The 21,354-nt window shown below is 60.1% G+C and carries 22 protein-coding genes, 1 other RNA gene and 1 pseudogene; 13 read left to right on the plus strand and 11 right to left on the minus strand.

Annotated features, from left to right (window positions below):
- The 4 genes from ACQ4W7_RS28200 to ssrA form a co-directional block, all read left to right on the plus strand.
- Positions 1–113: transposase (locus ACQ4W7_RS28200; protein ID WP_436535052.1), on the plus strand; the 113-nt coding region annotated here is incomplete at its 5' end.
- Between the two features lie 56 nt (positions 114–169).
- Positions 170–865, plus strand: coding sequence for a bifunctional 2-polyprenyl-6-hydroxyphenol methylase/3-demethylubiquinol 3-O-methyltransferase UbiG (gene ubiG, locus ACQ4W7_RS28205; RefSeq protein WP_102121618.1), 696 nt, complete (start codon positions 170–172; stop codon positions 863–865).
- 68 nt (positions 866–933) lie between these two features.
- Positions 934–1,641, plus strand: a complete 708-nt coding sequence (locus ACQ4W7_RS28210) for an HAD family hydrolase (RefSeq protein WP_436535011.1) — start codon at positions 934–936, stop codon at positions 1,639–1,641.
- An 83-nt stretch (positions 1,642–1,724) separates the two neighbouring features.
- Positions 1,725–2,085, plus strand: a transfer-messenger RNA (tmRNA) gene (ssrA, locus tag ACQ4W7_RS28215).
- Between the two features lie 339 nt (positions 2,086–2,424).
- On the opposite strand, the gene ACQ4W7_RS28220 is transcribed toward ssrA, so the two are convergent.
- Positions 2,425–3,009: an RNA polymerase sigma factor gene (locus ACQ4W7_RS28220; protein ID WP_426072711.1), complete on the minus strand. Its 585-nt coding sequence runs from the start codon at positions 3,007–3,009 to the stop codon at positions 2,425–2,427.
- Between the two features lie 337 nt (positions 3,010–3,346).
- Between ACQ4W7_RS28220 and ACQ4W7_RS28225 the strand changes: the two are divergent.
- A pseudogene (locus tag ACQ4W7_RS28225) lies at positions 3,347–3,735 on the plus strand (transposase); the annotation flags it as partial.
- Positions 3,736–4,008: 273 nt separating this feature from the next.
- Here ACQ4W7_RS28225 and ACQ4W7_RS28230 read toward each other — a convergent pair.
- Positions 4,009–5,610 carry a sensor domain-containing diguanylate cyclase gene (locus ACQ4W7_RS28230; RefSeq protein WP_426072710.1) on the minus strand — a complete coding sequence of 534 codons (1,602 nt, stop codon included), beginning with the start codon at positions 5,608–5,610 and terminating at the stop codon, positions 4,009–4,011.
- 319 nt (positions 5,611–5,929) lie between these two features.
- On the opposite strand from ACQ4W7_RS28230, the gene ACQ4W7_RS28235 reads away from it, so the two are divergent.
- Positions 5,930–7,084, plus strand: coding sequence for a sensor histidine kinase (locus ACQ4W7_RS28235; protein WP_436535014.1), 1,155 nt, complete (start codon positions 5,930–5,932; stop codon positions 7,082–7,084).
- Between the two features lie 60 nt (positions 7,085–7,144).
- Here ACQ4W7_RS28235 and ACQ4W7_RS28240 read toward each other — a convergent pair whose 3' ends face one another.
- The 5 genes from ACQ4W7_RS28240 to ACQ4W7_RS28260 form a co-directional block, all read right to left on the minus strand.
- Positions 7,145–7,390, minus strand: a complete 246-nt coding sequence (locus tag ACQ4W7_RS28240) for a hypothetical protein (protein ID WP_070257558.1) — start codon at positions 7,388–7,390, stop codon at positions 7,145–7,147.
- 105 nt (positions 7,391–7,495) lie between these two features.
- A complete protein-coding gene (locus ACQ4W7_RS28245; RefSeq protein ID WP_426072707.1) occupies positions 7,496–8,941 on the minus strand; it encodes an ATPase domain-containing protein in 1,446 nt (481 codons plus the stop codon).
- Positions 8,938–9,354: a hypothetical protein gene (locus tag ACQ4W7_RS28250; RefSeq protein WP_426072706.1), complete on the minus strand. Its 417-nt coding sequence runs from the start codon at positions 9,352–9,354 to the stop codon at positions 8,938–8,940. The genes ACQ4W7_RS28245 and ACQ4W7_RS28250 overlap by 4 nt, the downstream gene beginning before the upstream one ends.
- A gap of 72 nt (positions 9,355–9,426) precedes the next feature.
- Positions 9,427–10,797 carry a hybrid sensor histidine kinase/response regulator gene (locus ACQ4W7_RS28255; RefSeq protein WP_436535016.1) on the minus strand — a complete coding sequence of 457 codons (1,371 nt, stop codon included), beginning with the start codon at positions 10,795–10,797 and terminating at the stop codon, positions 9,427–9,429.
- 163 nt (positions 10,798–10,960) lie between these two features.
- Positions 10,961–11,197 carry a hypothetical protein gene (locus ACQ4W7_RS28260; RefSeq protein ID WP_101484231.1) on the minus strand — a complete coding sequence of 79 codons (237 nt, stop codon included), beginning with the start codon at positions 11,195–11,197 and terminating at the stop codon, positions 10,961–10,963.
- A 238-nt stretch (positions 11,198–11,435) separates the two neighbouring features.
- Here ACQ4W7_RS28260 and ACQ4W7_RS28265 point away from each other — a divergent pair, with 238 nt between their 5' ends.
- From ACQ4W7_RS28265 to ACQ4W7_RS28275, 3 genes are all read left to right on the plus strand, one after another.
- The gene (locus tag ACQ4W7_RS28265; RefSeq protein ID WP_436535018.1) at positions 11,436–11,687 is read left to right on the plus strand and encodes a hypothetical protein; all 252 of its coding nucleotides are present in this window, start codon (positions 11,436–11,438) and stop codon (positions 11,685–11,687) included.
- Positions 11,684–12,211, plus strand: coding sequence for an Imm32 family immunity protein (locus ACQ4W7_RS28270; protein ID WP_436535020.1), 528 nt, complete (start codon positions 11,684–11,686; stop codon positions 12,209–12,211). Before ACQ4W7_RS28265 ends, ACQ4W7_RS28270 begins: the two co-directional genes overlap by 4 nt.
- Positions 12,212–12,287: 76 nt before the next feature.
- Entirely contained in the window at positions 12,288–13,301 is a 1,014-nt protein-coding gene (locus ACQ4W7_RS28275; RefSeq protein WP_436535022.1) for an SMP-30/gluconolactonase/LRE family protein, read from the plus strand.
- Here the strand turns inward: ACQ4W7_RS28275 and ACQ4W7_RS28280 are convergent.
- Positions 13,288–14,355 carry an SDR family oxidoreductase gene (locus ACQ4W7_RS28280; protein ID WP_426072702.1) on the minus strand — a complete coding sequence of 356 codons (1,068 nt, stop codon included), beginning with the start codon at positions 14,353–14,355 and terminating at the stop codon, positions 13,288–13,290. The genes ACQ4W7_RS28275 and ACQ4W7_RS28280 overlap by 14 nt on opposite strands.
- A 97-nt stretch (positions 14,356–14,452) precedes the next feature.
- On the opposite strand from ACQ4W7_RS28280, the gene ACQ4W7_RS28285 reads away from it, so the two are divergent.
- The 3 genes from ACQ4W7_RS28285 (at position 14,453) to ACQ4W7_RS28295 (ending at position 17,641) form a co-directional block, all read left to right on the plus strand.
- On the plus strand, positions 14,453–15,367 hold the full coding sequence (locus tag ACQ4W7_RS28285) for a LysR family transcriptional regulator (protein WP_436535024.1): 915 nt from the start codon (positions 14,453–14,455) through the stop codon (positions 15,365–15,367).
- A 69-nt stretch (positions 15,368–15,436) separates the two neighbouring features.
- Positions 15,437–16,468: a MerR family transcriptional regulator gene (locus ACQ4W7_RS28290; RefSeq protein ID WP_436535026.1), complete on the plus strand. Its 1,032-nt coding sequence runs from the start codon at positions 15,437–15,439 to the stop codon at positions 16,466–16,468.
- Positions 16,469–16,537: 69 nt separating this feature from the next.
- The gene (locus tag ACQ4W7_RS28295) at positions 16,538–17,641 is read left to right on the plus strand and encodes a hypothetical protein (protein ID WP_436535028.1); all 1,104 of its coding nucleotides are present in this window, start codon (positions 16,538–16,540) and stop codon (positions 17,639–17,641) included.
- On the opposite strand, the gene ACQ4W7_RS28300 is transcribed toward ACQ4W7_RS28295, so the two are convergent.
- Together ACQ4W7_RS28300 and ACQ4W7_RS28305 are read right to left on the minus strand one after the other, a co-directional pair.
- Positions 17,616–18,845, minus strand: coding sequence for a D-amino acid dehydrogenase (locus tag ACQ4W7_RS28300; RefSeq protein ID WP_436535030.1), 1,230 nt, complete (start codon positions 18,843–18,845; stop codon positions 17,616–17,618). The genes ACQ4W7_RS28295 and ACQ4W7_RS28300 overlap by 26 nt on opposite strands.
- Complete coding sequence (locus tag ACQ4W7_RS28305; protein WP_426072697.1) at positions 18,842–19,309, minus strand: winged helix-turn-helix transcriptional regulator; 468 nt, start codon at positions 19,307–19,309, stop codon at positions 18,842–18,844. The genes ACQ4W7_RS28300 and ACQ4W7_RS28305 overlap by 4 nt, the downstream gene beginning before the upstream one ends.
- A 110-nt stretch (positions 19,310–19,419) precedes the next feature.
- On the opposite strand from ACQ4W7_RS28305, the gene ACQ4W7_RS28310 reads away from it, so the two are divergent.
- Positions 19,420–20,592: an MFS transporter gene (locus tag ACQ4W7_RS28310; protein ID WP_436535054.1), complete on the plus strand. Its 1,173-nt coding sequence runs from the start codon at positions 19,420–19,422 to the stop codon at positions 20,590–20,592.
- A gap of 4 nt (positions 20,593–20,596) precedes the next feature.
- Here the strand turns inward: ACQ4W7_RS28310 and ACQ4W7_RS28315 are convergent, their stop codons facing one another.
- A complete protein-coding gene (locus ACQ4W7_RS28315; protein ID WP_426072696.1) occupies positions 20,597–21,292 on the minus strand; it encodes a Crp/Fnr family transcriptional regulator in 696 nt (231 codons plus the stop codon).
- Positions 21,293–21,354: the final 62 nt, after the last annotated feature.

Consider the following 21,354-nt stretch of genomic DNA (forward strand, 5'->3'; position numbering starts at 1 on the left):
TCGAGGGTGTCAACAACCGCATCAAAGTTATCAAGCGGATGGCTTACGGTTTCCGGGACTCGGCATACTTCTTCCTCAAAATCAAGGATGCGTTCCCCGGCAAAGTGCGATGAACCTTTTTTTTCGTCCGTGGCTGCCCAATTGTAAAATTGCCGCTATTATTCGACCTATGAACGCCGACCCTCTTGAAATCCAAAAATTCAGTGAGCTGGCCCACCGCTGGTGGGACCCCACTTCCGAGTTTCGTCCCCTGCACGAAATTAACCCCCTGCGTCTGGAATGGATCAACGCGAAAGTGCCGCTGGCCGGCAAGCGCGTGATAGACATCGGCTGCGGCGGCGGCATCCTGGCCGAATCGATGGCCCGCAAGGGTGCCGACGTGACGGGCATCGATCTGTCCGACAAGGCCCTGAAAGTGGCCGACCTGCACAGCCTGGAATCGGGCGCCAAGGTACGCTACAAGCTGATCGCCGCCGAAGCCATGGCCGAGGAAGAGCCGGGCCAGTACGACGTCGTGACCTGCATGGAAATGCTCGAGCACGTGCCGGACCCCGCCGCCATCGTCAAGGCCTGCGCCACCCTGGTCAAGCCGGGCGGCCACATCTTCCTGTCGACCCTGAACCGCAACCCGAAAGCGTATCTGTTCGCCATCCTGGGCGCCGAATACCTGCTGCGCCTGCTGCCGAAAGGTACGCACGACTATGACAAATTCATCACCCCGGCCGAACTGTCGCAATATGCGCGCAGCGCCGGCCTGGACATCAACAGCATGCGCGGCATGGGCTACAATCCGCTGACCAAGATTTACTCACTTAATAGCGATACCAGCGTCAATTATCTGGTGGCCTGCACCCGGCCGCTGTAACCATCACGCACAATAAAGGCGGCTGCGGCCGCCATTTTTCATTCCTACTTGACACACTTTTGCCCGCCATGATCATCACAGACCATCTGCCAGCCCCGCGCGCCATCCTGTTCGACCTCGACGGCACCTTGGCCGACACCGCGCCCGACCTGGCAGCGGCCGTCAACCTGCTGCGCGCGCGCGCCGGCCTGGCGCCAACCCCGTATGAGATCCTGCGCCCCACGGCCTCGGCCGGCGCGCGCGGCATGATAGGCGCGTCGTATGGCATTGGTCCAGGCGAAAGCGGCTATGAAGCCCTGAAAGATGGCTTCCTGAACAATTACGAAGCAGCACTGGCCGTGGAAAGCCGTCTATTTGACGGCATCCCCGCCATGCTCGACGGCTTGCAAGCGCTGGGCCTGGCCTGGGGCGTGGTCACCAACAAGGCGGCCCGTTTCACCGACCCGCTGGTGGGCCAGATCGGCCTGGGCGCCGCCGGCTGCGTGATCTCGGGCGACACCATGGCGCACCCGAAACCGCACCCCGCCCCCTTGCTGGAAGCGGCGCGCCGCCTGGACCTTGCGCCGGAAGACTGCTGGTACGTGGGCGACGACCTGCGCGACATCCAGGCCGGCCGCGCCGCCGGCATGCGCACGGTCGCCTGTGCCTGGGGCTACTGCGGCGCCGTCGAACCACAACACTGGAATGCCGACCATTTGCTGGACACGCCACTGACCCTGCTGGAGCTGGTCAGTGCGGTGGTGAAGGCGGCGCAGGCGCGGCAGTTGGCGGCGTAAATCGGTGCCCGCTTGATCTGACGCGCCAACAAACGAATGCATCATGCAAGAGTGTGCAGATTGCGCTACAATGAAGGTTCTGTGGGGACGACCTGGTTTCGACGTGGGTTGCAAAGCAGCGCAGGGCATACCGAGGGCGGGCTACCTCGTAAATACAACCTGAAAAAACTTAACTGCAAACGATAACTCGTACGCACTGGCAGCTTAATTGCTGTTAGCTCTAGAACACCTCGTCCCTGGGGTGGGCCGTTAAAAGCTCTAGAGTCATTTACAGGGACTCGTCGTATGCTGGGTTACTTAGCGTCCGACTAAATAATAGGTAACTCGCTTGCCCATAACGTGCACATCCGTGCTGGCTGAGTTAAATTAAATGATAGTGCTAAGTATGTAGAACTGTCTGTAGAGTGCTTGCGGACGCGGGTTCGATTCCCGCCGTCTCCACCACTGAATAAATAAAAGGGCTTCCCCGTTTTGGCGGGGAGGCCCTTTTTATTTATTCCATGCATGCAGAGCGCGAGCATCAAATCCGCGTCCGGTACGGGCGCGGGGGTTTTGCGGGACTTCCGCGAGCGCAGCTCGGCGCCGCAAAACCGGGTTGCGCTTGCAAGCGCAACCCTCTCCGATTCTTCTGGCTAGGTTTTGCGCCGCAGGCGATTTTTCCAAACTACAACATCAACTGCTCAGGCCGTGTACGAATGGCGGACCTGACCCTCGCCCCCCAAGTTTGCATACATGCAGGCTATCTTGCTTTTGTGGAGCGAGTAGCCAAGCTGGTCTTGACAGCTACGCCGCCCGCAAACCACTTCGCCTTCTTCTCAAACTCAAAATTCCAAGTCTTATACGATTTTTTACAGTGCCTAAAGGTTCAGCCACCATCATTGCAACTTCTGAGTGACTCAAGCCGGTGTAATAAGAAAGGTAAATCGCTTCCATTTGAGAACCATTAAGTTTTCGCAAATATTTCATTATAAGCATTGAAGACTGCTTCTCCGTTAATACCGCGTCGGGCTCAAGGGAATTACTTGGCTCTTCCTCTTTATTGCTATCTTGCAATACTTCAGCATTTGAATAAAACTTTGAATTCCTTAAAGCATCCAAAGCTTTATTCTTGACGATTGTTCGCATCCATGTCACAGGACTACCTCTATCGGCATTATAAGAGTTAGCTTGTAGCCAAATACTCGTAAATGTTTCCTGCAGCACCTCTTCAGCAAGGTGTTGATTTCTAACAATTTTATACGCATAAAATAATAAATGCTTACTTGAAGCATCGTGAAGCATCCGGAAAGACTGCATATCATTTTTTTCAATCCAATAAGCAAGGTCGGAATTCTTATTTTCCCCTGCAGGAATAGAGTCAAATTCCACATGAACCTCGCAAAGAATTGAAATTATTTTATGCAACAAGAATATTTATCAATTTATAAAAAATAAAATAAATATCGCAATCCAATTACAATGAAAAATTATTTCCTTCCGTCAAGGTAAAGCATACTGGTTCGTCCTGGACAAATGTTCACGGTTTGTAACAACTTGAAATTAATACTCAAAATATTATGTACGCTTGCGTACATAATATTTCGAATAAGATTTACTAAAACGAAATCTTTCTTATTAGGGAAGCGCTGATTTATTCATCTGGCACCGCTCCCTGAGGCGGTACAACCTGAGACAATATCGGTATCGCCACCGTCCGCTTTCGACCATGCTAAAGAGTTTTTCCGACCTTGAATACGCCGCAAAAAAGAAACTGACGCGACGCGATCGCTTCCTGGCCGAAATCGATAGCGTGACCTCGTGGGACAAGCTGCACAAACTGATCGAGCCGTTCTATCCGAAGGTCGAAGGCGCTAGTCGTCTCCCAACCGGGCTGGAGCGCATGCTGCGCATAGACGTGGCCCTGCAGTGCTTCGGCTTGTCGGACGAAGGCACCGAAGACGCGATCTACGACAGCCAATCCATTCGCGCCTTTGTCTGCATTGATCTGGGCCGCGAGTCGACGCCACGCTGATCGCCGCGCCGCCGTCGACAAAGAACAAGGACGGCAAGCGTGATCCAGAGATGCACCAGTCGAAAAAGGGCAATGACTGGCACGCCACAGCGCCACGACCGCCATGCACCACAGCCCGGAGCGCCACCACAGCCACGCATGGCGCGCATCGCGCACTCCCAGGCCGATGCAGGTCAAGGCTTCCCGCCAGGCCAGTAACCAGGTTTGCAATGGTTGTGTCACGCTAGTGCTTACTGCGCAATGAAGGGGCGGACACGTCGATCCGTATGTTGCCGATTTCACAGGGACAAGGCTGGCGCAAGCGCAGTGCAGGATGCAGGGCACAGCTGACGCCGGCTCTCACCATTCAAAAATGGCTATCGAAACGCAAAAACAGTCGCAAGCTGCTCGGCGCTTTCGTGAGCAGATTCATAACAGACCTGATTTCTCCCGGATGCCTTGGCCTTGTACAAGGCCTTATCAGCGAGCTCAACCAGTTCCACTGCCTGATTTTTCAGATGCACCGGCACAAAAGCCGCCACGCCGATACTCACTGTCACGACGCCAAGAGAATTGCCGGTATGAGCAATGCCCATGGATTGCACGGCATTGCGCAAACCTTCCGCCACCGCCAATGCGCCGGCCAGATCCGTGCCCGGCAATAAAACCACCATTTCTTCACCACCGTAACGCGCCGCAAGGTCGCCTGGCCGGCGCATGCTATAGGCCATCACCTTGCCAATTTTTCTCAGGCACTCATCACCGGCCACATGGCCATAGATATCGTTGTATTGCTTAAAGAAATCGACATCGATCAAGACCAGTCCCAGAGCGCTTTCTTCGCGCTGCGCACGGCTGAACTCGGCGCTTAGCGACTGATCGAAATGGCGCCGGTTCGCCAGACCAGTCAAGCCGTCCTGATTGGCAAGGCGGGCCAAGGTTTCATTGATCAACTCCAGCTCATTACGCGCCTCCAGCAATCCCGCCTCGCTCTTGACCCGCAAATCGATTTGCCGCACCACGCGGTATCCGATGAATGCAATCAGCAGCACCAATACCCCACCCACTGCATTTTGCAAGACCGCGTCTAGGCGCCACTCGGCCAGCACTTCATCCTGTGACAATGCGGCAGAGACCACCAGCGGGTATTCCTCGATTCTTCGGTAGCTATTGATACGCGTCACGCCATCGACGCGCGACTTGATCACGGCCGTTCCGACCGGGCTTTTGGGCAAATAATCACGAAACACGGGGAATTGTGAAATATCGCGTCCCAGCAAACTTTCATCGAATGGCCGCCTCAATAAGAGTATGCCGGCTCCATTCGCAATGAAAATAGCGCCCTTTTCCCCTATCGAAAAACGTTCATAAAACAGCCTGAAATAATTCATATTGATGGTCGCCAGCACCACACCGCCGAAACTTCCGTCAGGCATATTGATCCGCCGCGACACGGTAACAATCCAGTCCCCCGTTGATTTGCTGCGCACGGGAGGACCGACATAAGGCCCTCGCTCATCATGCGTTCGATGATATTTGAAATAATCTCGATCAGAATTGTTCAGATTATTCAACAACGTTTTCTGAGAATTCACCAGCCAGCTGCCATCTTTGGCATAGATGAAGATACCGTGTAACTGGGGCAGCTCGGCGACACGGGTGACCAGCAATTTGTGAATACGGGCCAAATCAAGATCGGAAACACCATCTGTCTCCACCCGCTCCAGCAGTCCGACCAACACCGTATCAGCCTCTTTAATCGTGTCATATGCATGCTGGGCAACAGACTGTGCCAGATTGGAGCTTTCACGCGCGGCTTCGTGCAATTGCACTTCCCGCGCGCGCAAGGTCATCCATAACTGGATTGCCAGGAGGGACAGGCACACCAGTACAACAAATGAAATGGCCAGCGGCAGCAAGGAAAAACCCCGGAAATCCGCTCCCAGCAGTCGCGGCGGCAGGCTGCGTGACCTGATCATAGATACCCTCACGGATTGATAGCCGGCAAAGTGTGCACCAAATAGATGGCAACATATTCACCTATTGTCACAAACAAGATATAAAAAATTCACCACACTTGCTGCGCAACATGCCTTCGCCGTCATGACAGCGAAGACTGCCGGCTTCAGCTTGCGATTGTTTGCCATACTGCCATTCCAGATGCAACGGAATGGGGAACAATTCAGCTCCCCATCCATTCCAGCAAGAACCCTCGCAACGTCCTGCACATGCACAATGCGCCATCCATCGCGTCAACGGCGTACACTGGCTTCTCTTCCATCAACGCATTGGTCCATCGTGAAACTATCGCTCTTTATTACCGATCATCTGGAGCAGATCCTGGAGGAGTGGGAACTCTTTGCCAGCTCGCTTGCCATTCCTGGAGCCGCCATCTCGAAAGCAGAATTACGCGATCATGCCAAGCAGATGCTGGAAACCATCGTGCGCGACATGGACGTCATCGAGAACGCGGCGCAGCGAAAAAAGAAATCAACCACAGGCGTGTCGGAAATAGCGGGCAAGGAAACGGCAGCCGCAACGCATGGTTCGCTGCGCCAGCAAATTGGCTTCACGCTGCCGCAGCTGACGGCGGAATTTCGCGCGATGCGGGCCAGCGTTCTGCGACTGTGGATGGCACAGGTGACAGTGACGTCAAAATTGGCGATAGAAGACATCCTGCGCTTCAATGAAGCGATAGACAAGGCGTTGCAGGAATCGGCCATACGCTATTCGCAGCAGAGCGACCGCACCCGCAATACCTTTCTCGCCATTCTCAGCCACGATCTGCGCAGTCCGCTGACCACCATGACGATGGCAGGCGCGCTGCTGAGCAGGCCGAGCGCGAACCCCTCTTCCACGGTAGAGATCGGCGCACGGGTTGCGCGCAGCGCGGCCGCTATGACAACCATGGTGAACGATCTGCTGGAATTTGCCAGGACGCAGCTGGGCGGACATATGCCCTTCTCCCCTTCCTTGGGCGATATCGGGGAAATCTGCAAGACGGCCGTCGAGGATGCCTCGGCCGCTCACCCGAAATGCAAGTTTGAACTGAGCACCTCGGGCGAGATGATCGGCGACTTCGATGCGCCCCGCCTGGCCCAGCTGTTTTCCAATTTGCTCAACAATGCTGCGCAATATCGCACCGACGACCAGCCGGTGACCATCACAGCCTGCGGCGATGCCAATACGGCCGTGGTGCAGGTCAAGAATTTTGGCCGCCAGATCCCGCATGCCGCGCTGAAGACCATATTCGATCCATTGGTACAGCTGGCAGTTTCTGACGAGTACAAGGCGCCCAATGCCACCAGTATCGGCTTGGGTCTGTTTATCGCGCGTGAAATCGCCTGCGCGCACGGCGGCACGATCGGCGCCGAGTCGAGCCTGGAATGCGGCACGATATTTACCGTGCGCCTGCCCAGGGTGTCGCTGAACGAGAATGCGAACGGCGGTTAGGGGCGGATCCCGGCAAAAGACGGCACCTTCTGCCGACACCCCTGCCGGGACAGGCTCGCCCTACCTGCGGCTGAGCGGCACATACTCGCCGGGCAAGCTGGCCGCTTCCAGCGCATCGGCAAAGGCCAGCAAGAACTTCGCCGGGCCATGTTCCGACACCAGCAGCGAGGCCCCCTTGTGGCGCAGCAGTTTCAAGACTTCCTGCTGATGCGCCTGGTATTCCTGCGAATGTCCATAGAAGGTCTGATACATTTCCAGCGTTTCCATGGCTTTCGCGGCCAGGATGAATTCGGGTTTGTCCATCATATCTCCTCTTGATCAGCAGGGAAACACAGAAGACCCATCATCCGTCTCCTGTGCGTACAGCCATCACCGTCTGCATGGCCGCACTTCCATCATACGCCTCAACGCCTAGACCCGGTAAGGGTCGCCCGACAGTATGCCCTGGTACTGGCTGAGGGCGGCACCGATCTTCACGCCGCCGGCGTCGATATCGTAGAAGCGGATATCCTTGCTATGGCCGCTGCCACGCACCTTCACCACCGATACCACGCGCTTGAACTGGCCTTCGAGCTCGATGTAGCGCTGCATGACGATGGCGTCGGCCAGGAAAGCGTTGCCGTAGGAACTGAAGCGCAGCATGGTGTACTGGTCTTCCAGCTCGGCCGTCATCAGCACCGACACGCCCATTTCCGTCAAGGCCGCCACCAGACGGTACAGCGATTCGCGGAAATCCTCGCGGAACATGGAGGCCAGCGCCATTTCAAAGCCGGACAGCGAATCGATGACCACGCGCTTGGCCTTCATGCGCGTGATCATACCCACCAGGTCATGCAGGATTTCATCGAGCGACAAATCCAGGGTGCGCGTGTTGATCACGCCGATCTGGCCGGAACTGACGAGTGCACTCAAATGATGGCTGAGCAACTGGTTCGGGCTTTTCTCGAAGGCGGCGATCACGCCGGGCTCGCCGCAGCGCACGCCTTCCGTCAGGAATTGCGTGGCCAGCACGGTCTTGCCGGAACCGGATGGTCCAACCAGCAGCAGTGAGTAACCTGCCGGCAAGCCGCCGCCCATCATGGCGTCGAGCTCCGGCACGCCCAGCGACAAGCGCTCATTGCCGGAAATACTGACCTCTTGCATACCGCTGGTCTTCAACACGGCGCGGGAAAATATTTCCACCCCATTATCATTGATGCGGAAGGTGTGCACGCCCAGCCTTTGTGACTGGCCGCGCATCTTGACCACCTGGATCTTGCGCACCATGGCATCGCGATGCACGAGCTGAGACAGCCACAGGATGCCGTCGGCCACCGTGAACACGGCGCTCGACTCGGCCTCGGGCGCCAGGTATTCGCCGATCAGGAAGGTCGTTGCCAGCCAGCTGGTCATTTGCGCGCCCAACTGCTGCACAAAATTCTGCAGGCCGGCAGCGCCCGTTTCCATGGCCGTGGCCGACTGCACCACGGAGCGGAAGGAATCGACGAAGACCAGGCTGGGCGAGAACGCCTGCACCTCTTCGGCGATGCGCGCCAGCACGCGGTCGAAATCGCCTTCCAGCAAGTCAGACGACAGATTGACGAACTTGATCGACTGGTTGATCTTTTCCACATCGAAGAAGGGAAACTGCTGCTGATAGCGCAGCATCTTCAGGGGTGGCTCGCCCAGGACTGTGAAAAACAGTGCCTTGCGCTCAGGCGTGGCGAGGGAAAACATGATCTGGTGCGCCAGCGTCGTCTTGCCGCTGCCGGGCGTGCCCGCTACCAGGTTGAAGGAAAACTCGGGTATTCCACCGCCCAGCAATTCGTCCAACCCCGGCACGCCAGTTGCCAGGCGGTGGATGGTGACTTTGTTCATTCGTTCGGCTCCGTTCCAGCATTATTCACAACGTCATCCCCCCAGGCTCTGAGGAGGATGCTATTCGTTAAGAGTTCGCCAATTAATAATATAAGGGTATTGATGAAGTGCATCAACATCGCCGTGCTTGCCGCACAGGCGACTGCGTCCGCCTGTCCCTGCAAGCTGGCGCGCAAGGCGGTCATGGCAGCTGCCAGCGCTTGCGGTGGATGGGGCGACAAGCAGCTGAACTGCTTCTGACTCTGGTGCAGGCTGCGTGCATACATCGACTCCACGCCCCGCTCACCAATGATCTGATTCAATTCAGTGGCCAGTCGCTCCCAAAAGCGAATACTGACGTCTACCACCGCACCTGGTTCGCGTAACAGCGCGTGCTCTATCCTGCGCTGCCGCTGTTCATGGACTGTGGCCATAATCGGATCTTTTCTCTGCGGTTTTCGGTGCAAGGACCATGTTAAACAAAAGCATCAGGGTTTCTTCGCCCATCAGCGCGGAACCGTTGCCGTGATTATTTTCGACAAAGCGTCGATATTGATGGGCTTTACCAGGTAGTGGTCAAACCCTGCCTGGCCAGCGCGGTCAAACTCGCCAAGCTGACTGTACCCTGACGCGGCAACAAAGCACGGCAGCGGTGCCACCAGCGCCGCACGGGCCGAACTGATGACCTGGTAGCCATCCATGCCCGGCAAGCCGATATCGCATACGATGACATCGTAAGGCGCATCGAGCGCGGCGCGCAAGCCGCTGGGGCCGTCATTGCGCACGTCGACATGGTGGCCGTCCTGCGTCAGCAGCAGCGCCAGCATTTCCGCCGCATCGGCATTATCCTCGATCAGCAATATGCGGCGTGGCAGTGCGCACGCCGCAGGTACCTCCTGCATGCCCTGCGATGGCGGCGCCAGCGACGACAAGGGCAGCTGCAACACAAACTGGCTGCCAAAGCCGACCCCTGCGCTGAACACATCCACGGTGCCGCCATGCAACTGGGTAATGATGCGCACCAGTGACAGGCCGATGCCCAGGCCGCCCTGCGCCCGTTCCAGCGAACGGAAGCCCTGGGTAAACAGGTCGAAGATGAAGGGCTGGATATCGAGGGCAATGCCGGCGCCATCGTCGCTGACCGCAATTTCCACCAAATCATCGTGACGCCTGACGACGATGTCGATGTGGCCAAGCTCGTGCGTAAATTTGCTGGCATTGATGAGCAAGTTGGCAAACACTTGCGTCAGGCGCACCAAGTCCCCTTCGATGACCAAGGGTTCGTTCGGCAGGCTCACGCTCAGCACTTGCTGGCGTTGGCTGATGCTGGCCTGGCCAACTTCCACGGCACTGGCGAGGATGTCGCTCAGCAGGATGGGCGCCAGCTGCAAGGTGATCTTTCCGCTGCTGACGCGCGAAGCGTCAAGCAAGTCGTCGATCAGGCGCGCCATATGCGCCACCTGGCGGCCGATCACGCCATGCACATCCACCAATTGCGGATCGAGGGCGACCTTCTTGGCCAGCAAGTCATTGGCCATCGCCAGCGGCTGCAAGGGGTTGCGCAACTCATGCGCAAGCATGGCCAGGAATTCCGTCTGGCGCAAGGTTGTCGCTTCGGCGGACGCTTGCATATCCTGCGCGCCAAATGTCGCCAGCACGAGATTTTGATTGGCTTCGCGCAACTGCATGATCAACAGGCCAAAGGCGTCGGATTTATCCTTTTCCTGCAACTGCATCTTGGCCATGATCAACAATTGATTGATCGTCTCGCGCAGCAGCTTGACTTCGCGGTTATGCAAGGCATGCAGATTTTGCTCGGAGGGCAACTGCTGGGCGGGCGCATCCTCAGGATCCGGCGAGAGTACTGTGTGGTGCATGGTGACGGTGTGCGGCCTGTGGGGGCCGGCCTCAAGGACAACTCTTCGTTCCGCGGCGTTCACTCAGGCATCGCCGCGCACGCCAGCTCGATTGCTGCATACGGTGTATTTTTCTCTAGCCAAACACGATACTCTATTTTCCTTACGAAATGAAGGCATTACTTTACTTATCGTCAACAGTGCGCAGGGGTAGCACGTAATTGGCGAGCTGCCACCCCATGGCCAGGGCCGATTGCTCGGCTTCGTGCCGCGTGCTGCGATTTTCCAGATTGGCTTGCCGGACATCTTCAAAGCCGCACTTGCTCAGCACCAACTGTCCCTGCCAGCACCCCTCGGGCAATTCGCAGGCGTAGGCCGAGATCAGGAACCCATTATGGGTGGTGGGATTCGCATAAGACATGAGGCCTCCGTAGGATTGCCAGCGACGTAGTGAACCAGCACCTCGCTCGTCATTGCAGTATAGTCAGACTTAGTGTAACCGCAATGCGGCTGGAAGTAAGCGCAATACGGCGCGAATTTCATTTAAATCAAATACTTACGCATCAGGCCGCCTGACGGAATGGTCGCGCGCGTGCATTGGCAATATGTTGCATTCCGTACAAAAATACGCCTATCGCAATCCTCCCCCGTCTTGCTTTATGGACCAATACCATTTCCTCATCGGCGAATTCAGCAAGAATAGCCTCTTCCTTCCCGCCGTGGCCAGCGCGCAGCTGTTTGCCTGGTTCGCGCAGATAGGCGAACCCGTCGAGCGCTACGGCAGTAAGCGCGGCAAGGTCGTCAAGTTCTCGCAGAAAAACTACGAGAAGATGCTGTTTGCGCCCGATGCCGACAGCATCGCATTGTTTTCAGCGCGCATCGTGCCGCCCACGAAGCCGACGAGTTCATGAACTGCGACGCGCTGGCCTGGTATCATTCGACTGATTCGCTGCTGCTGGCGATGCGCGCCAGCAAGCTGCCGCTGCAACGGCTGTTCGACGGCGCGGCAAGCATACCCGGCTTGCTCGATTATTGCGATGACGTGCAAGGCTACAGCGAAACCCTGGGCTATGGCTGCGGCTGCGCACGACGGCAAGACACACTGGCTTTTAAGCGGCGAAGAACAGGCCGCCGCCCGCGCCGACCTGCTGGCGCACGCCATGCCGGGCTCCCATATCGATCATCGAACTCCATGAACACACACCTTTCCCTGCACTGCTATCTGCACGACGCGCCGTCCGAACGCCCCCTGCCGTGCTCCGACGTGACCATCCATGCCGACCCCGCCACCCTGCGCGCCATTGCCCATTTTCTGCTGGCCAGCGCCGATGCGTTTGATGTGGCGCAAGCACGCGCTGGCATGCACGCCCATCTACAAGACGAATGGGACGGCTGGCAAGACGACTTCCCCGACCTGATCGTGGTGGCGGCCTGAGATGAGACATAGACTGGCGCCCCGCCTGGCGCGCCTCGGGTAACATACGCCACCTTTGCTATACAGAGATCGCTCCATGCATCAATCCTCCTTCGTGCCGCATTCCCGAACCACCCTGCCCTGGCTGCGCGCCGCCGTGCTGGCCACCGCGCTGGCCAACCTGTCCGCCTGCGCCAGCCCGCCCGCGCACGAGACCTTGTTCCTCGCCACCACCCTCACGCCCGCGCATTCCTTCACCAAGGGCATCGAAGGCCCGGCCGTCGATGCGGATGGCAATATCTATGCCGTCAACTTTGCGCGCCAGCAAACCATCGGCAAGGTGCGTCCCGATGGCAGTGGCGAAGTGTGGCTGAGCCTGCCCGGGACCAGCATCGCCAACGGCATCCGTTTCGGCAGCCGGGGTCAGATGTATCTGGCCGATTACATGGAGCACACGATCTACCTGGTCGATCCGGCCACGCGCGCGCTGTCCATCCACGCGCGCGAGCCGCGCATGACGCAGCCGAACGACATCGCCATCACGGCCGATGACGTGCTGTATGCGAGCGATCCGAACTGGAAGGAAAACACGGGCCGCGTGTGGCGCATCGCACAGGATGGCAAGGTCACCCTGGCGCTCGACACCATGGGCACGGCCAACGGCATCGAGGTCAGTCCCGATGGCAAGATTTTGTATGTGAATGAAAGCGTGCAGCGCAATATCTGGATGTATGACATCGCCGCGGACGGCAGCCTGAGCGGCAAGCGATTGCTGATCAAGTTCGACGATTCCGGCATGGACGGCATGCGAGTCGATGTCGATGGCAACCTGTACGTGACGCGCTATGGCAAGGGCAGCGTGGTCAAACTGTCGCCGCAGGGCCGCATCCTGCGCGAGATCAGCGTGCCCGGCGCCAAGCCCAGCAACATCACCTTCGGCGGCCCCGACGGCCGCACGGCGTATGTGACGGAAGTGGTGCAAGGGCGGCTGCTGCAATTCCGCGTCGACCGCCCGGGGCTGGAGTGGCAGCGCGCGCAGCAACACAAGAGTAATGCGGCAGCAGCGGCAGCCCCGCCACCGGCCGCAGTGGAGCAGGTCAGCGCGGAATGACGCGCTCCGCCTTCAGGCGCGCGAACAGGGCGATGAAGGCATCCTGCGTATCTTGGTAATCAAGAAAGCCCGCCTTGCGGCTCTTGCCCATGTCCGTCATCACTTCCATCGGCCGTCCCAGGTCGGCATCCGTATGCCACCAGGAAGCGAGGCGGCCGATGTCCGTTTCCACCAGATCATGCTGCTGCGCAATGGCACGCCATTGCGCGGGCGCATCCTGCATGCGGCCGGCCAGCGGCGCCATCGTCTCGGGCAAGTCCGCCGCTGCCACGCCGAAATACGCGGCCAGGCGCGGCCACATCCACTTCCAGCGGAACACGTCCCCATTGACGATATTAAAATCCTCGTTGCGCGCGGCGGGGCTGTCGGCCGCCCACGCCAGGTGGCGCGCAATCTGGCCCGCGTCCGTCATATCGGACAAGCCATGCCACTGCGCGCTGGAACCGGGAAAGACGAAAGGCTGGCCGCTGGCCTTGCACAAATTCGCATACACGGCCAGGGTCAGGCCCATGTTCATGGCATTGCCCAGTGCGTAACCGATGATGGTGTGCGGGCGGTGCACGCTCCACGTAAAACCGTACTGGGCAGCCGCTTCGAACAAGCGGTCTTCCTGTGCATAGTAAAAATTCTCGACAGGCTGACGGCCCTGCTCTTCGCGGAACGGTGTGACGGGCACGGCGCCTTGTCCATACGCCTCGAACGGCCCCAGATAGTGCTTGAGACCCGTCACCAGCGCCGCGTGGCGCAGGTGACCGCTTGGCCCCAGCGCGGCCAGCACATTGGCCAGCATGGCACCGTTGACGCGGATGTTTTCCTGCTCGTCGGCCTGGCGCGCCCAGGCCGTGAAGAAGACATGGCTGGCCTCAAAGCCCGCCAGCGCCGATGCCACGGCGGCGCCATCCGTCGCATCGAGCTGCAGCGCTACGCAGCCGGCGGGGACTGGCGTGCGGCCGCGCGAGACGCCCGTCACCTGCCAGCCTTGCGCCAACAGATGCGTGGCCAGATTGCTGCCGATGACGCCGCTGGCGCCGATGATGAGGGCGTGTTTTTGCATGAGAGAGTGCCTCCGAAAGAAAAAACCATCATATCCGCGACACCAATTCTCATCCGCGATACTATTTCACCCTATTCATGAAAAAAATTCCTGAATCATGTTTTCATCGGAACATTTGAAAGGCCTCACGCCCTTCCTCGCCACGGCTGACGCGGGCAGTTTTACCAGGGCGGCCGAACGCCTGCACCTGAGCAGCTCGGCTGTCAGCAAGAGCGTCGCGCGCCTCGAAGAACGGCTGGGCGTGCTGCTGTTCGAGCGCAGCACACGCCGTTTGAAACTGAGCGACGCGGGCCGCGCCTACTACGCCACCTGCAAGCGCGTGCTGCAGGAACTGGCGGATGCGGAAGACGTGCTGGGCGAGCACGCGACGGAACTGGCGGGCCAGGTGCGCATCGGCGTGCCCGCCTCATATGGCCGGCTGCGCGTGATGCCGGCCCTGCTGGAACTATGCGCGCAGTATCCGCGCTTGCAGCCGTCGATCGCCTTCAGCGACCGCTTCGTCGACCTGTTCGAGGAGCGCATCGATATCGCCGTGCGCATCGGCACGCCCGCGCACTGGCCGGCCGCGCTGGGGCAGATGCACCTGGGCGACGAACAGCTGATCCTGTGCGCGGCGCCCGCCTACCTGGCGCGGCGCGGCACGCCCGCGTCCATCGCGGATCTGGATGGCCACGACTGCATCGCCTATGGGCGCGGCGACGGCTCGCCCATGCCGTGGCTGTTCCTGGACGCTGAGCACGGCGGGCAGGTGGAACACCGCCTGGCGTCTCCCCGCATGACGGTGGGCGACGCGGAAGCGCGCACGGCCGCCGTGCTGGCGGGCCTGGGCGTGGCGCAGCTGGCCACCTGGCTGGTGCAAGAATACCTGGCCACGGGCGCCATCGTGGCAGTGCTGCCGGCACTGGCCACACAAGGCTTGCCCCTGTACCTGGCCTGGCCGCTGGCGCGCCAGTTGACACCCAAGACCGGCACCTTGCTGCAGGAACTGCGGCAGCGTCTGACAATCAACTAAACATACTGCTTGACCTTAACGTAACGTTAGGCTCGATGCTGTTTGTACGCACCAGGAAAGGAGCAAGCGATGCTGTTGAAAATCGGTGAACTGGCCCGGCTCACGGGCCTGACTATCCGCACCCTGCACCACTACGACAGCATCGGCCTGCTCTCGCCTTCGGCGCGCACGCCCGCTGGCTACCGCCTGTACCAGCACGGCGACATGGACCGGCTGCACCGGATCATGGCGCTGCGCAAGTTCGGCTTGTCGCTGGCCGATATCGCCAACGCCCTCGCCGGGCCGGACCTGCCGTTGAGCGCCATTGTGGCGCAGCAGATCGCCATGCTGGAGCGCCAGATCGCACAGGCGTCCACCCTGTGTGTACGCCTGCGCACCCTGCAGGCGCAACTGGCGCAGGGGCAGGCCCCGGAACTGGCCGAGTGGCTCACTACGATGGAGTTAATGACCATGTACGACAAATACTTTAGCAACGAAGAACTGCAACAGATGCCGCTGCTGTCCGATGCGGCCGTGGAACAGGAATGGAAGGCACTGGTGGCAAGCGTGCGCGCCGTCAAGGACGCGGGCGCCGGCGCCGATGATGCCCAAGCGCAAGCCCTGGCCACGCAATGGATGGTCAAGCTGGTGCGCGACACGGGCGCCCACCCTGGCCTGTTCGCGCGCCTGAACAGCATGCACGCGCAGGAGCCAATCATGCAAGCCACGACCAGCATCGATGCGGACTTGATGCAATTCATCATCGCCGCCTTCAATGCCTCGCGCATTGCGCTGTATCGCCCTTTCCTCGATGCGCAGGAATATGCGCACCTGGCCGCCAACTACGGCAAGCGCTCGGGCGAGTGGCCGGCCCTGATCGCCGCCGTGCGCGCCGCCATCGATGCGCATACGCCGCCCACCGACCCGGCCGTGCTGCAACTGGCGCGGCAGTGGATGGAGCTGTTCCATTCGTATGCGGGAACGAACCCGGCCACGCAGCTGAAATTTCGCCAGGCGCACCAGCAGGAACCGCGTCTGATGGAAGGCAGCTTTGTCGATGGCGCCATGCTGCAATACCTGGGCGCGGCGATGGCCGTGGTGGCGCAGGAAAAGCAAGCGTAAAAGTTGGCGTGCGGCATTTCCAGGCGGTGGCCAGGTAGAATCGGCCATCGCCCACCACAGGAAAACCCGATGCGCTGTTTTTTGTTACGTTCATTGCTTGTATGTCTGTCCCTGCCCGCCCTGAATGCCGCCATGGCGGCCGAGCCGCCCGTGCAAGGGGTGTGGCAGGGCACCTTGGGCAAGGCGAATGTGGTGGCTTGCTTCAACCAGCCCAGCCCCACGCAAGGGGCTGACCGCAGCGGCAACTATTACTACACGCGCTACAAGACGCCGATCATGCTGGCCAAGCCCAACGGCAAGGTGCTGTGGCAGGAACTCGACGCCAAGGGCGACACGACGGGCACCTGGTCATTGCATGCGCCGCAAGACGGCAAGCTAAGTGACAAGCTCATCGGCAGCTGGACGGACCCGAAAAGCGGCAAGACCCTGCCGCTGGCCTTGACCCTCCTGGAAGCGGCAGGCGACCGCGAGCACCCATCCTGCGCCAGCGATGCCTACAACCTGGCGCTGGAGGTGTTTCCCAGTACCAAGATGAGTAAACCGATCGCCTTCGAAGGCAAGCAATACCGCAAGCTGCAAATCGGCGACACCATCACCGTGGAATTGATCGCCCCCGGCGATGGCGTGGCGAAAATCAATGCGCAGCTGCGCGCCGTGCTGGCCAAGAACAAGCAAGACCTGGCCGACTTCTATGCCACGCGCCGCGAATACCTGGGCCGCAACGGTTTTACGACGGAGGACGAAGTGTATGCGGAGCCGACCTACTGGTCGACGCGCTGGGTAACGATCAAGTTTTACCGCTGGCCGGCCGGCTATGGCGCCAACGGCATCTCCATCAAGTTCCGCACCTGGGACGTGAAGACGGGCCAGGAAACGGATGTATGGAACTGGTTTGGCGCCAGCGCCAGCGATGGCGACGACAAGGCCGAATTGCCGGACCGCCTGCGCCAAGCCCTCTTCAAGAATGTGAAAATCGACGCCGAATGCAAGGGCACGGATTACGACGGCCGTGGCCGCTTCCACCTGTCATTGAAACCCGAAGGCGTGTCGTTCTGGGAAGATTCCAACGGCAGCGGCTGCGAAAACGACTTCCTGCTGCCTTACAGCAAGGTCGGCCCCTTCCTCACTGTCAAGGGCCGCGCCGCGCTCAGCGACTTGCTGCCGAAGAACTAGCCACCGCAGTGTTCACCATCGCGGCTACCAGCTCGGCCGTCGCGGCCGCCAAGGTCCAGCCCAGATGGCCGTGGCCCGTGTTGTAGTACACGCCCGGCGCCTTGCCCGGCCCCACTTTCGGCAGCATGGCCGGCAGCATGGGGCGCAAGCCCGCCCACGGGATCACCTTGCGTGTATTCACGCCAGGAAAACATTGCTCGACCCATGCCAGCAGAGGGCGGATGCGGTCGGCGCGAATGTCGTGGTTGACGCCATTGAATTCCGCCGTGCCCGCCACGCGCAGCCTGTCTTCGCCCAGGCGGCTGCTGACCAGCTTGGTGGCATCGTCGAGCAGGCTGACCTTGGGCGCCGCCGCCCGGCTGGCTGCATCATCGAGCTGCACGGTGATCGAATAGCCTTTCACGGGATACACATTCACATGGTCGCCCAAGGATGCCGCCATGGCGCGGCTGGCCGTGCCCGCGCAGATGACGGCGGCGTCGAACAAGCTGCTCTCCTCGTCCAGGCTGACGCGCACCTTGCCGCACTCGCGCGCCAGCGCCGTCACGTGTGTGCCATAGCGGCATGTCACGCCCAGGCGGGCGCAGGCATCGGCCAGGCCGCTGGTGAATTTGTGGATGTCGCCCGTGGAATCGCTGTCCGTGTAGTAACCGCCGTAAAAGTCGCCGGTGAGGGCCGGTTCGATGGCGCGCATGTCGGCAAGCGTAACGGCGCGCCGCTGCAAGCCGCCCCGGGCCAGCAGGCGCGACACGCCGGCCGCCCGCTCGAAGCCGGCACGCTCCCGGTAGATGTGCAGGATGCCGGCGCGGCGGTGATCGAAGTCGATATCTTCTTCTTGCGCCCACGCAAACAGGTGCTCGCGCGCGGCGATTGCCATGCGCGCCGTGGCGATGGTGTTGCGCTCATAGTCCGGCATGGCGGCGAGAAACTCCGCAAACCAGCTCAGCTTGTGCCAGCTGGGCCAGGGATGGAGCAGCAGCGGTGCATCGCGCCGCGCCATCCATTTCACGGCGTTCAGTATCGTTGCCTTGTGGTTCCACACTTCCGCGTGCGAGGCTGACAATTGCCCGCCATTTGCATACGACGTTTCCATGGCCGCATAGCGGTGCCGCTCGATCAGGGTGACATTGACGCCCCGTTTCGCCAGCGCGTAAGCGGTGGTGACGCCCGTGATGCCGCCGCCGATGACGGCCACGCGCTTCATGCTTTCGTCTCCACCTCAGTGGCCACCTTCTGTACGACGGTATCGCCCGCCTGCAAGACGCGGCCATCTTCGGCCTCCACGTTCATCCTGCGCACGGGCAAGCCTGAAGCGCGCTGCAGCAAGGTGGAATGCGCCTCGCCCGATGCGAACAACTGCTCCTCGCTCCACTGGCGCAAGCCCACCACGACGGGAAACAGGCCCAGCCCCTTGGCCGTCAGCACGTATTCCTGATAAGCCGTGCCGTCCGAGGCGGGCGCGACCGTAAAAATGCCCGCTTCCACCAGGGTGTGCAGGCGGTCGGCCAGGATATTTTTCGCCACGCCCAGGCTTTTCTGGAATTCGCCAAAGCGGCGCATGCCGTCGAAGGCGTCGCGCACGATCAGCAGCGACCAGCGTTCGCCAATCACGTCGAGCGCGCGCGCCACGGGACAGGGGTCGGTTTTCAGGCTTTTGCGCTTGGCCACGGCTATCTCCTTGATTGAGTGGTTGCATTTTAAAACTTCTTAACCTAGACTCCAACTAGTTTTATTTTGCAACCACATATGGACACCCCATGCGCGACTCGACTCCCGACATCCCCCTGACTACTCTTGCCCCTTCCCTCGTCTGGCTGTTCGCCTGCGCAGCCGGCCTCAGCGTGGCCAATGTGTATTACGCCCAACCCTTGCTCGCCACCCTGGCGCACGAATTCGGCATGACGGACGCCGCCAGCGGCATGGTCATCACGGCCACGCAGCTCGGCTGCGCGCTGGCCCTGCTGCTGCTGGTTCCCTTGGGCGACATGCTGAACCGGCGCCGTTTGACCCTGTTCCAGCTGGGCTTGCTGGCCCTCACTCTGGCGGCGCTGGGCTGCGCCCGTTCCACGGCCGCGCTGCTGGGCGGCATGCTGCTGGTGGGCTTGCTGGGCACGGCCATGACACAGGGCTTGATCGCCTACGCGGCCAGTGCGGCGGCCAGCCACGAGCGGGGCCGGGTGGTGGGCATGGCGCAGGGCGGCGTGGTGATCGGCTTACTGCTGGCGCGCACCTTGTCCGGCGTGGTGGCCGATCTCGCCGACTGGCGTGCCGTGTATTTTGTCTCTGCGGCCATCGCTTGCGCCCTGCTGTTGCTGCTGTGGCGCAAGCTGCCGCCGGCGCAGCCGTCCAGTCAACGGCTGGCCTACGGCGCGCTGATTGCCTCGATGCTGGACATGCTGCTGCACAACAAGGTGCTGCGCGTGCGCGGCATGCTGGCCTTGCTAATGTTTGCCGTCTTCAATATTTTCTGGAGCGCCCTGGTACTGCCCTTGACGGCGCAAGGCTATACGCACGCGGCCATCGGCGCGTTTGGTCTCGTGGGCGTGATCGGGGCGCTGGGCGCGGCGCGGGCCGGGGCGCTGGCCGACCAGGGCCGTGCCCAATGGACGACGGGCGCGGCGCTGTTATTGCTGCTGGCCGCGTGGCTGCCGCTCGGCTTTGCGGGCACGGCCCTGTGGCCCCTGGTGGTCGGCATCATCGCGCTCGACTTGGCGGGCCAGGCCATCCACGTGACGAACCAGAGCCTTATTTTCAAGCAGGACAGCGACGCGCACAGCCGCCTGGTGGCGTGCTATATGCTGTTTTATGCGGTGGGAAGCGGACTCGGTGCGATTGCCGCCACCAGCGTGTATGCGCTGGCGGGCTGGCATGGGGTATGCGCGCTGGGCGCGGCGGTCAGCTTGCTCGCCCTGCTGTTCTGGCGGCTGACCTTGCCTACTGAAAAAGCTTAGATGCTTAATTCAGCATGGCCGTGGCGGAGCCATGGCGGTAGGTTTTCAGGGCGTCCGGCTGGATCTGGATCAGCGAACCGCTGACTTTAATCAAATGCAAGTCCGTCAGCTGGTGCAGCACGCGCGACAGGGTGGCGGGTGCCAGGTTCAAAAACGATGCCAGCAGGCTTTTCTTCAAGTCCAGCTTGACCTCGTTCGAACGCTGCTGGTCCGATGCCTGCAACAGGTACTCGACCACGCGCTGGGTGGCGTTCTGCACGGAGCAGCGTTCCACGTTGCGAATAAAGCCCATCAGGTGGTGCGACAGGCTGTTCATCATCTGGCGCGCGATACGCGGCGACTGGTCCAGCAGGCGCAGCAGCGCATGCGGCGGGATGCGCAGCAGCAGGCAGTGCTCGAGCGCTTCGGCGCAGAACGGATACGGTTCGTCGAGGAAAATCATGGCTTCGCCAAAGCTCTGGCCCGGGCGGATCAGTTCCAGTACCTTGTCGGTACCTTCCATGGAAAACACGCTCAGCTTGACGAGACCGAAGACCACGACATAGGCGCCTTCCGCCGCTTCGCCCTTGCGGAACAGCACTTTGCCTTTTTCCACTTCGACGCGCACGACATCTTGGCGCAATTGTTCTAATTGCGAAGGGGAAATATGGCGGAACAGAGCCTGGCTCGATAACAAGCCATCGACGTTGACCTTATGCATGACACTCTCTTATTAGATTAGCGAATGACTAAGAGTGTAATGCGCAGGCACCGTCAAGGCCA

This window comes from Janthinobacterium algoris (assembly GCF_051380935.1).
Taxonomy (GTDB): domain Bacteria; phylum Pseudomonadota; class Gammaproteobacteria; order Burkholderiales; family Burkholderiaceae_D; genus Janthinobacterium.

Excerpts from the sequence above, each read along its gene's own strand:
- ACQ4W7_RS28250 (WP_426072706.1), bottom strand. The coding sequence starts at position 9,354 with ATGGCCACAGTCCATGAACAGCGGCAGCGCAGGATAGAGCACGCGCTG.
- ACQ4W7_RS28285 (WP_436535024.1), top strand. The coding sequence starts at position 14,453 with ATGTTTTCATCGGAACATTTGAAAGGCCTCACGCCCTTCCTCGCCACG.
- ACQ4W7_RS28275 (WP_436535022.1), top strand. The coding sequence starts at position 12,288 with ATGCATCAATCCTCCTTCGTGCCGCATTCCCGAACCACCCTGCCCTGG.
- ACQ4W7_RS28280 (WP_426072702.1), bottom strand. The coding sequence starts at position 14,355 with ATGCAAAAACACGCCCTCATCATCGGCGCCAGCGGCGTCATCGGCAGC.
- ACQ4W7_RS28210 (WP_436535011.1), top strand. The coding sequence starts at position 934 with ATGATCATCACAGACCATCTGCCAGCCCCGCGCGCCATCCTGTTCGAC.
- ACQ4W7_RS28260 (WP_101484231.1), bottom strand. The coding sequence starts at position 11,197 with ATGTCTTATGCGAATCCCACCACCCATAATGGGTTCCTGATCTCGGCC.
- ACQ4W7_RS28295 (WP_436535028.1), top strand. The coding sequence starts at position 16,538 with ATGCGCTGTTTTTTGTTACGTTCATTGCTTGTATGTCTGTCCCTGCCC.
- ACQ4W7_RS28240 (WP_070257558.1), bottom strand. The coding sequence starts at position 7,390 with ATGATGGACAAACCCGAATTCATCCTGGCCGCGAAAGCCATGGAAACG.
- ACQ4W7_RS28255 (WP_436535016.1), bottom strand. The coding sequence starts at position 10,797 with ATGCACCACACAGTACTCTCGCCGGATCCTGAGGATGCGCCCGCCCAG.
- ubiG (WP_102121618.1), top strand. The coding sequence starts at position 170 with ATGAACGCCGACCCTCTTGAAATCCAAAAATTCAGTGAGCTGGCCCAC.
- ACQ4W7_RS28290 (WP_436535026.1), top strand. The coding sequence starts at position 15,437 with ATGCTGTTGAAAATCGGTGAACTGGCCCGGCTCACGGGCCTGACTATC.
- ACQ4W7_RS28315 (WP_426072696.1), bottom strand. The coding sequence starts at position 21,292 with ATGCATAAGGTCAACGTCGATGGCTTGTTATCGAGCCAGGCTCTGTTC.
- ACQ4W7_RS28300 (WP_436535030.1), bottom strand. The coding sequence starts at position 18,845 with ATGAAGCGCGTGGCCGTCATCGGCGGCGGCATCACGGGCGTCACCACC.
- ACQ4W7_RS28230 (WP_426072710.1), bottom strand. The coding sequence starts at position 5,610 with ATGATCAGGTCACGCAGCCTGCCGCCGCGACTGCTGGGAGCGGATTTC.
- ACQ4W7_RS28265 (WP_436535018.1), top strand. The coding sequence starts at position 11,436 with ATGGACCAATACCATTTCCTCATCGGCGAATTCAGCAAGAATAGCCTC.
- ACQ4W7_RS28245 (WP_426072707.1), bottom strand. The coding sequence starts at position 8,941 with ATGAACAAAGTCACCATCCACCGCCTGGCAACTGGCGTGCCGGGGTTG.
- ACQ4W7_RS28270 (WP_436535020.1), top strand. The coding sequence starts at position 11,684 with ATGAACTGCGACGCGCTGGCCTGGTATCATTCGACTGATTCGCTGCTG.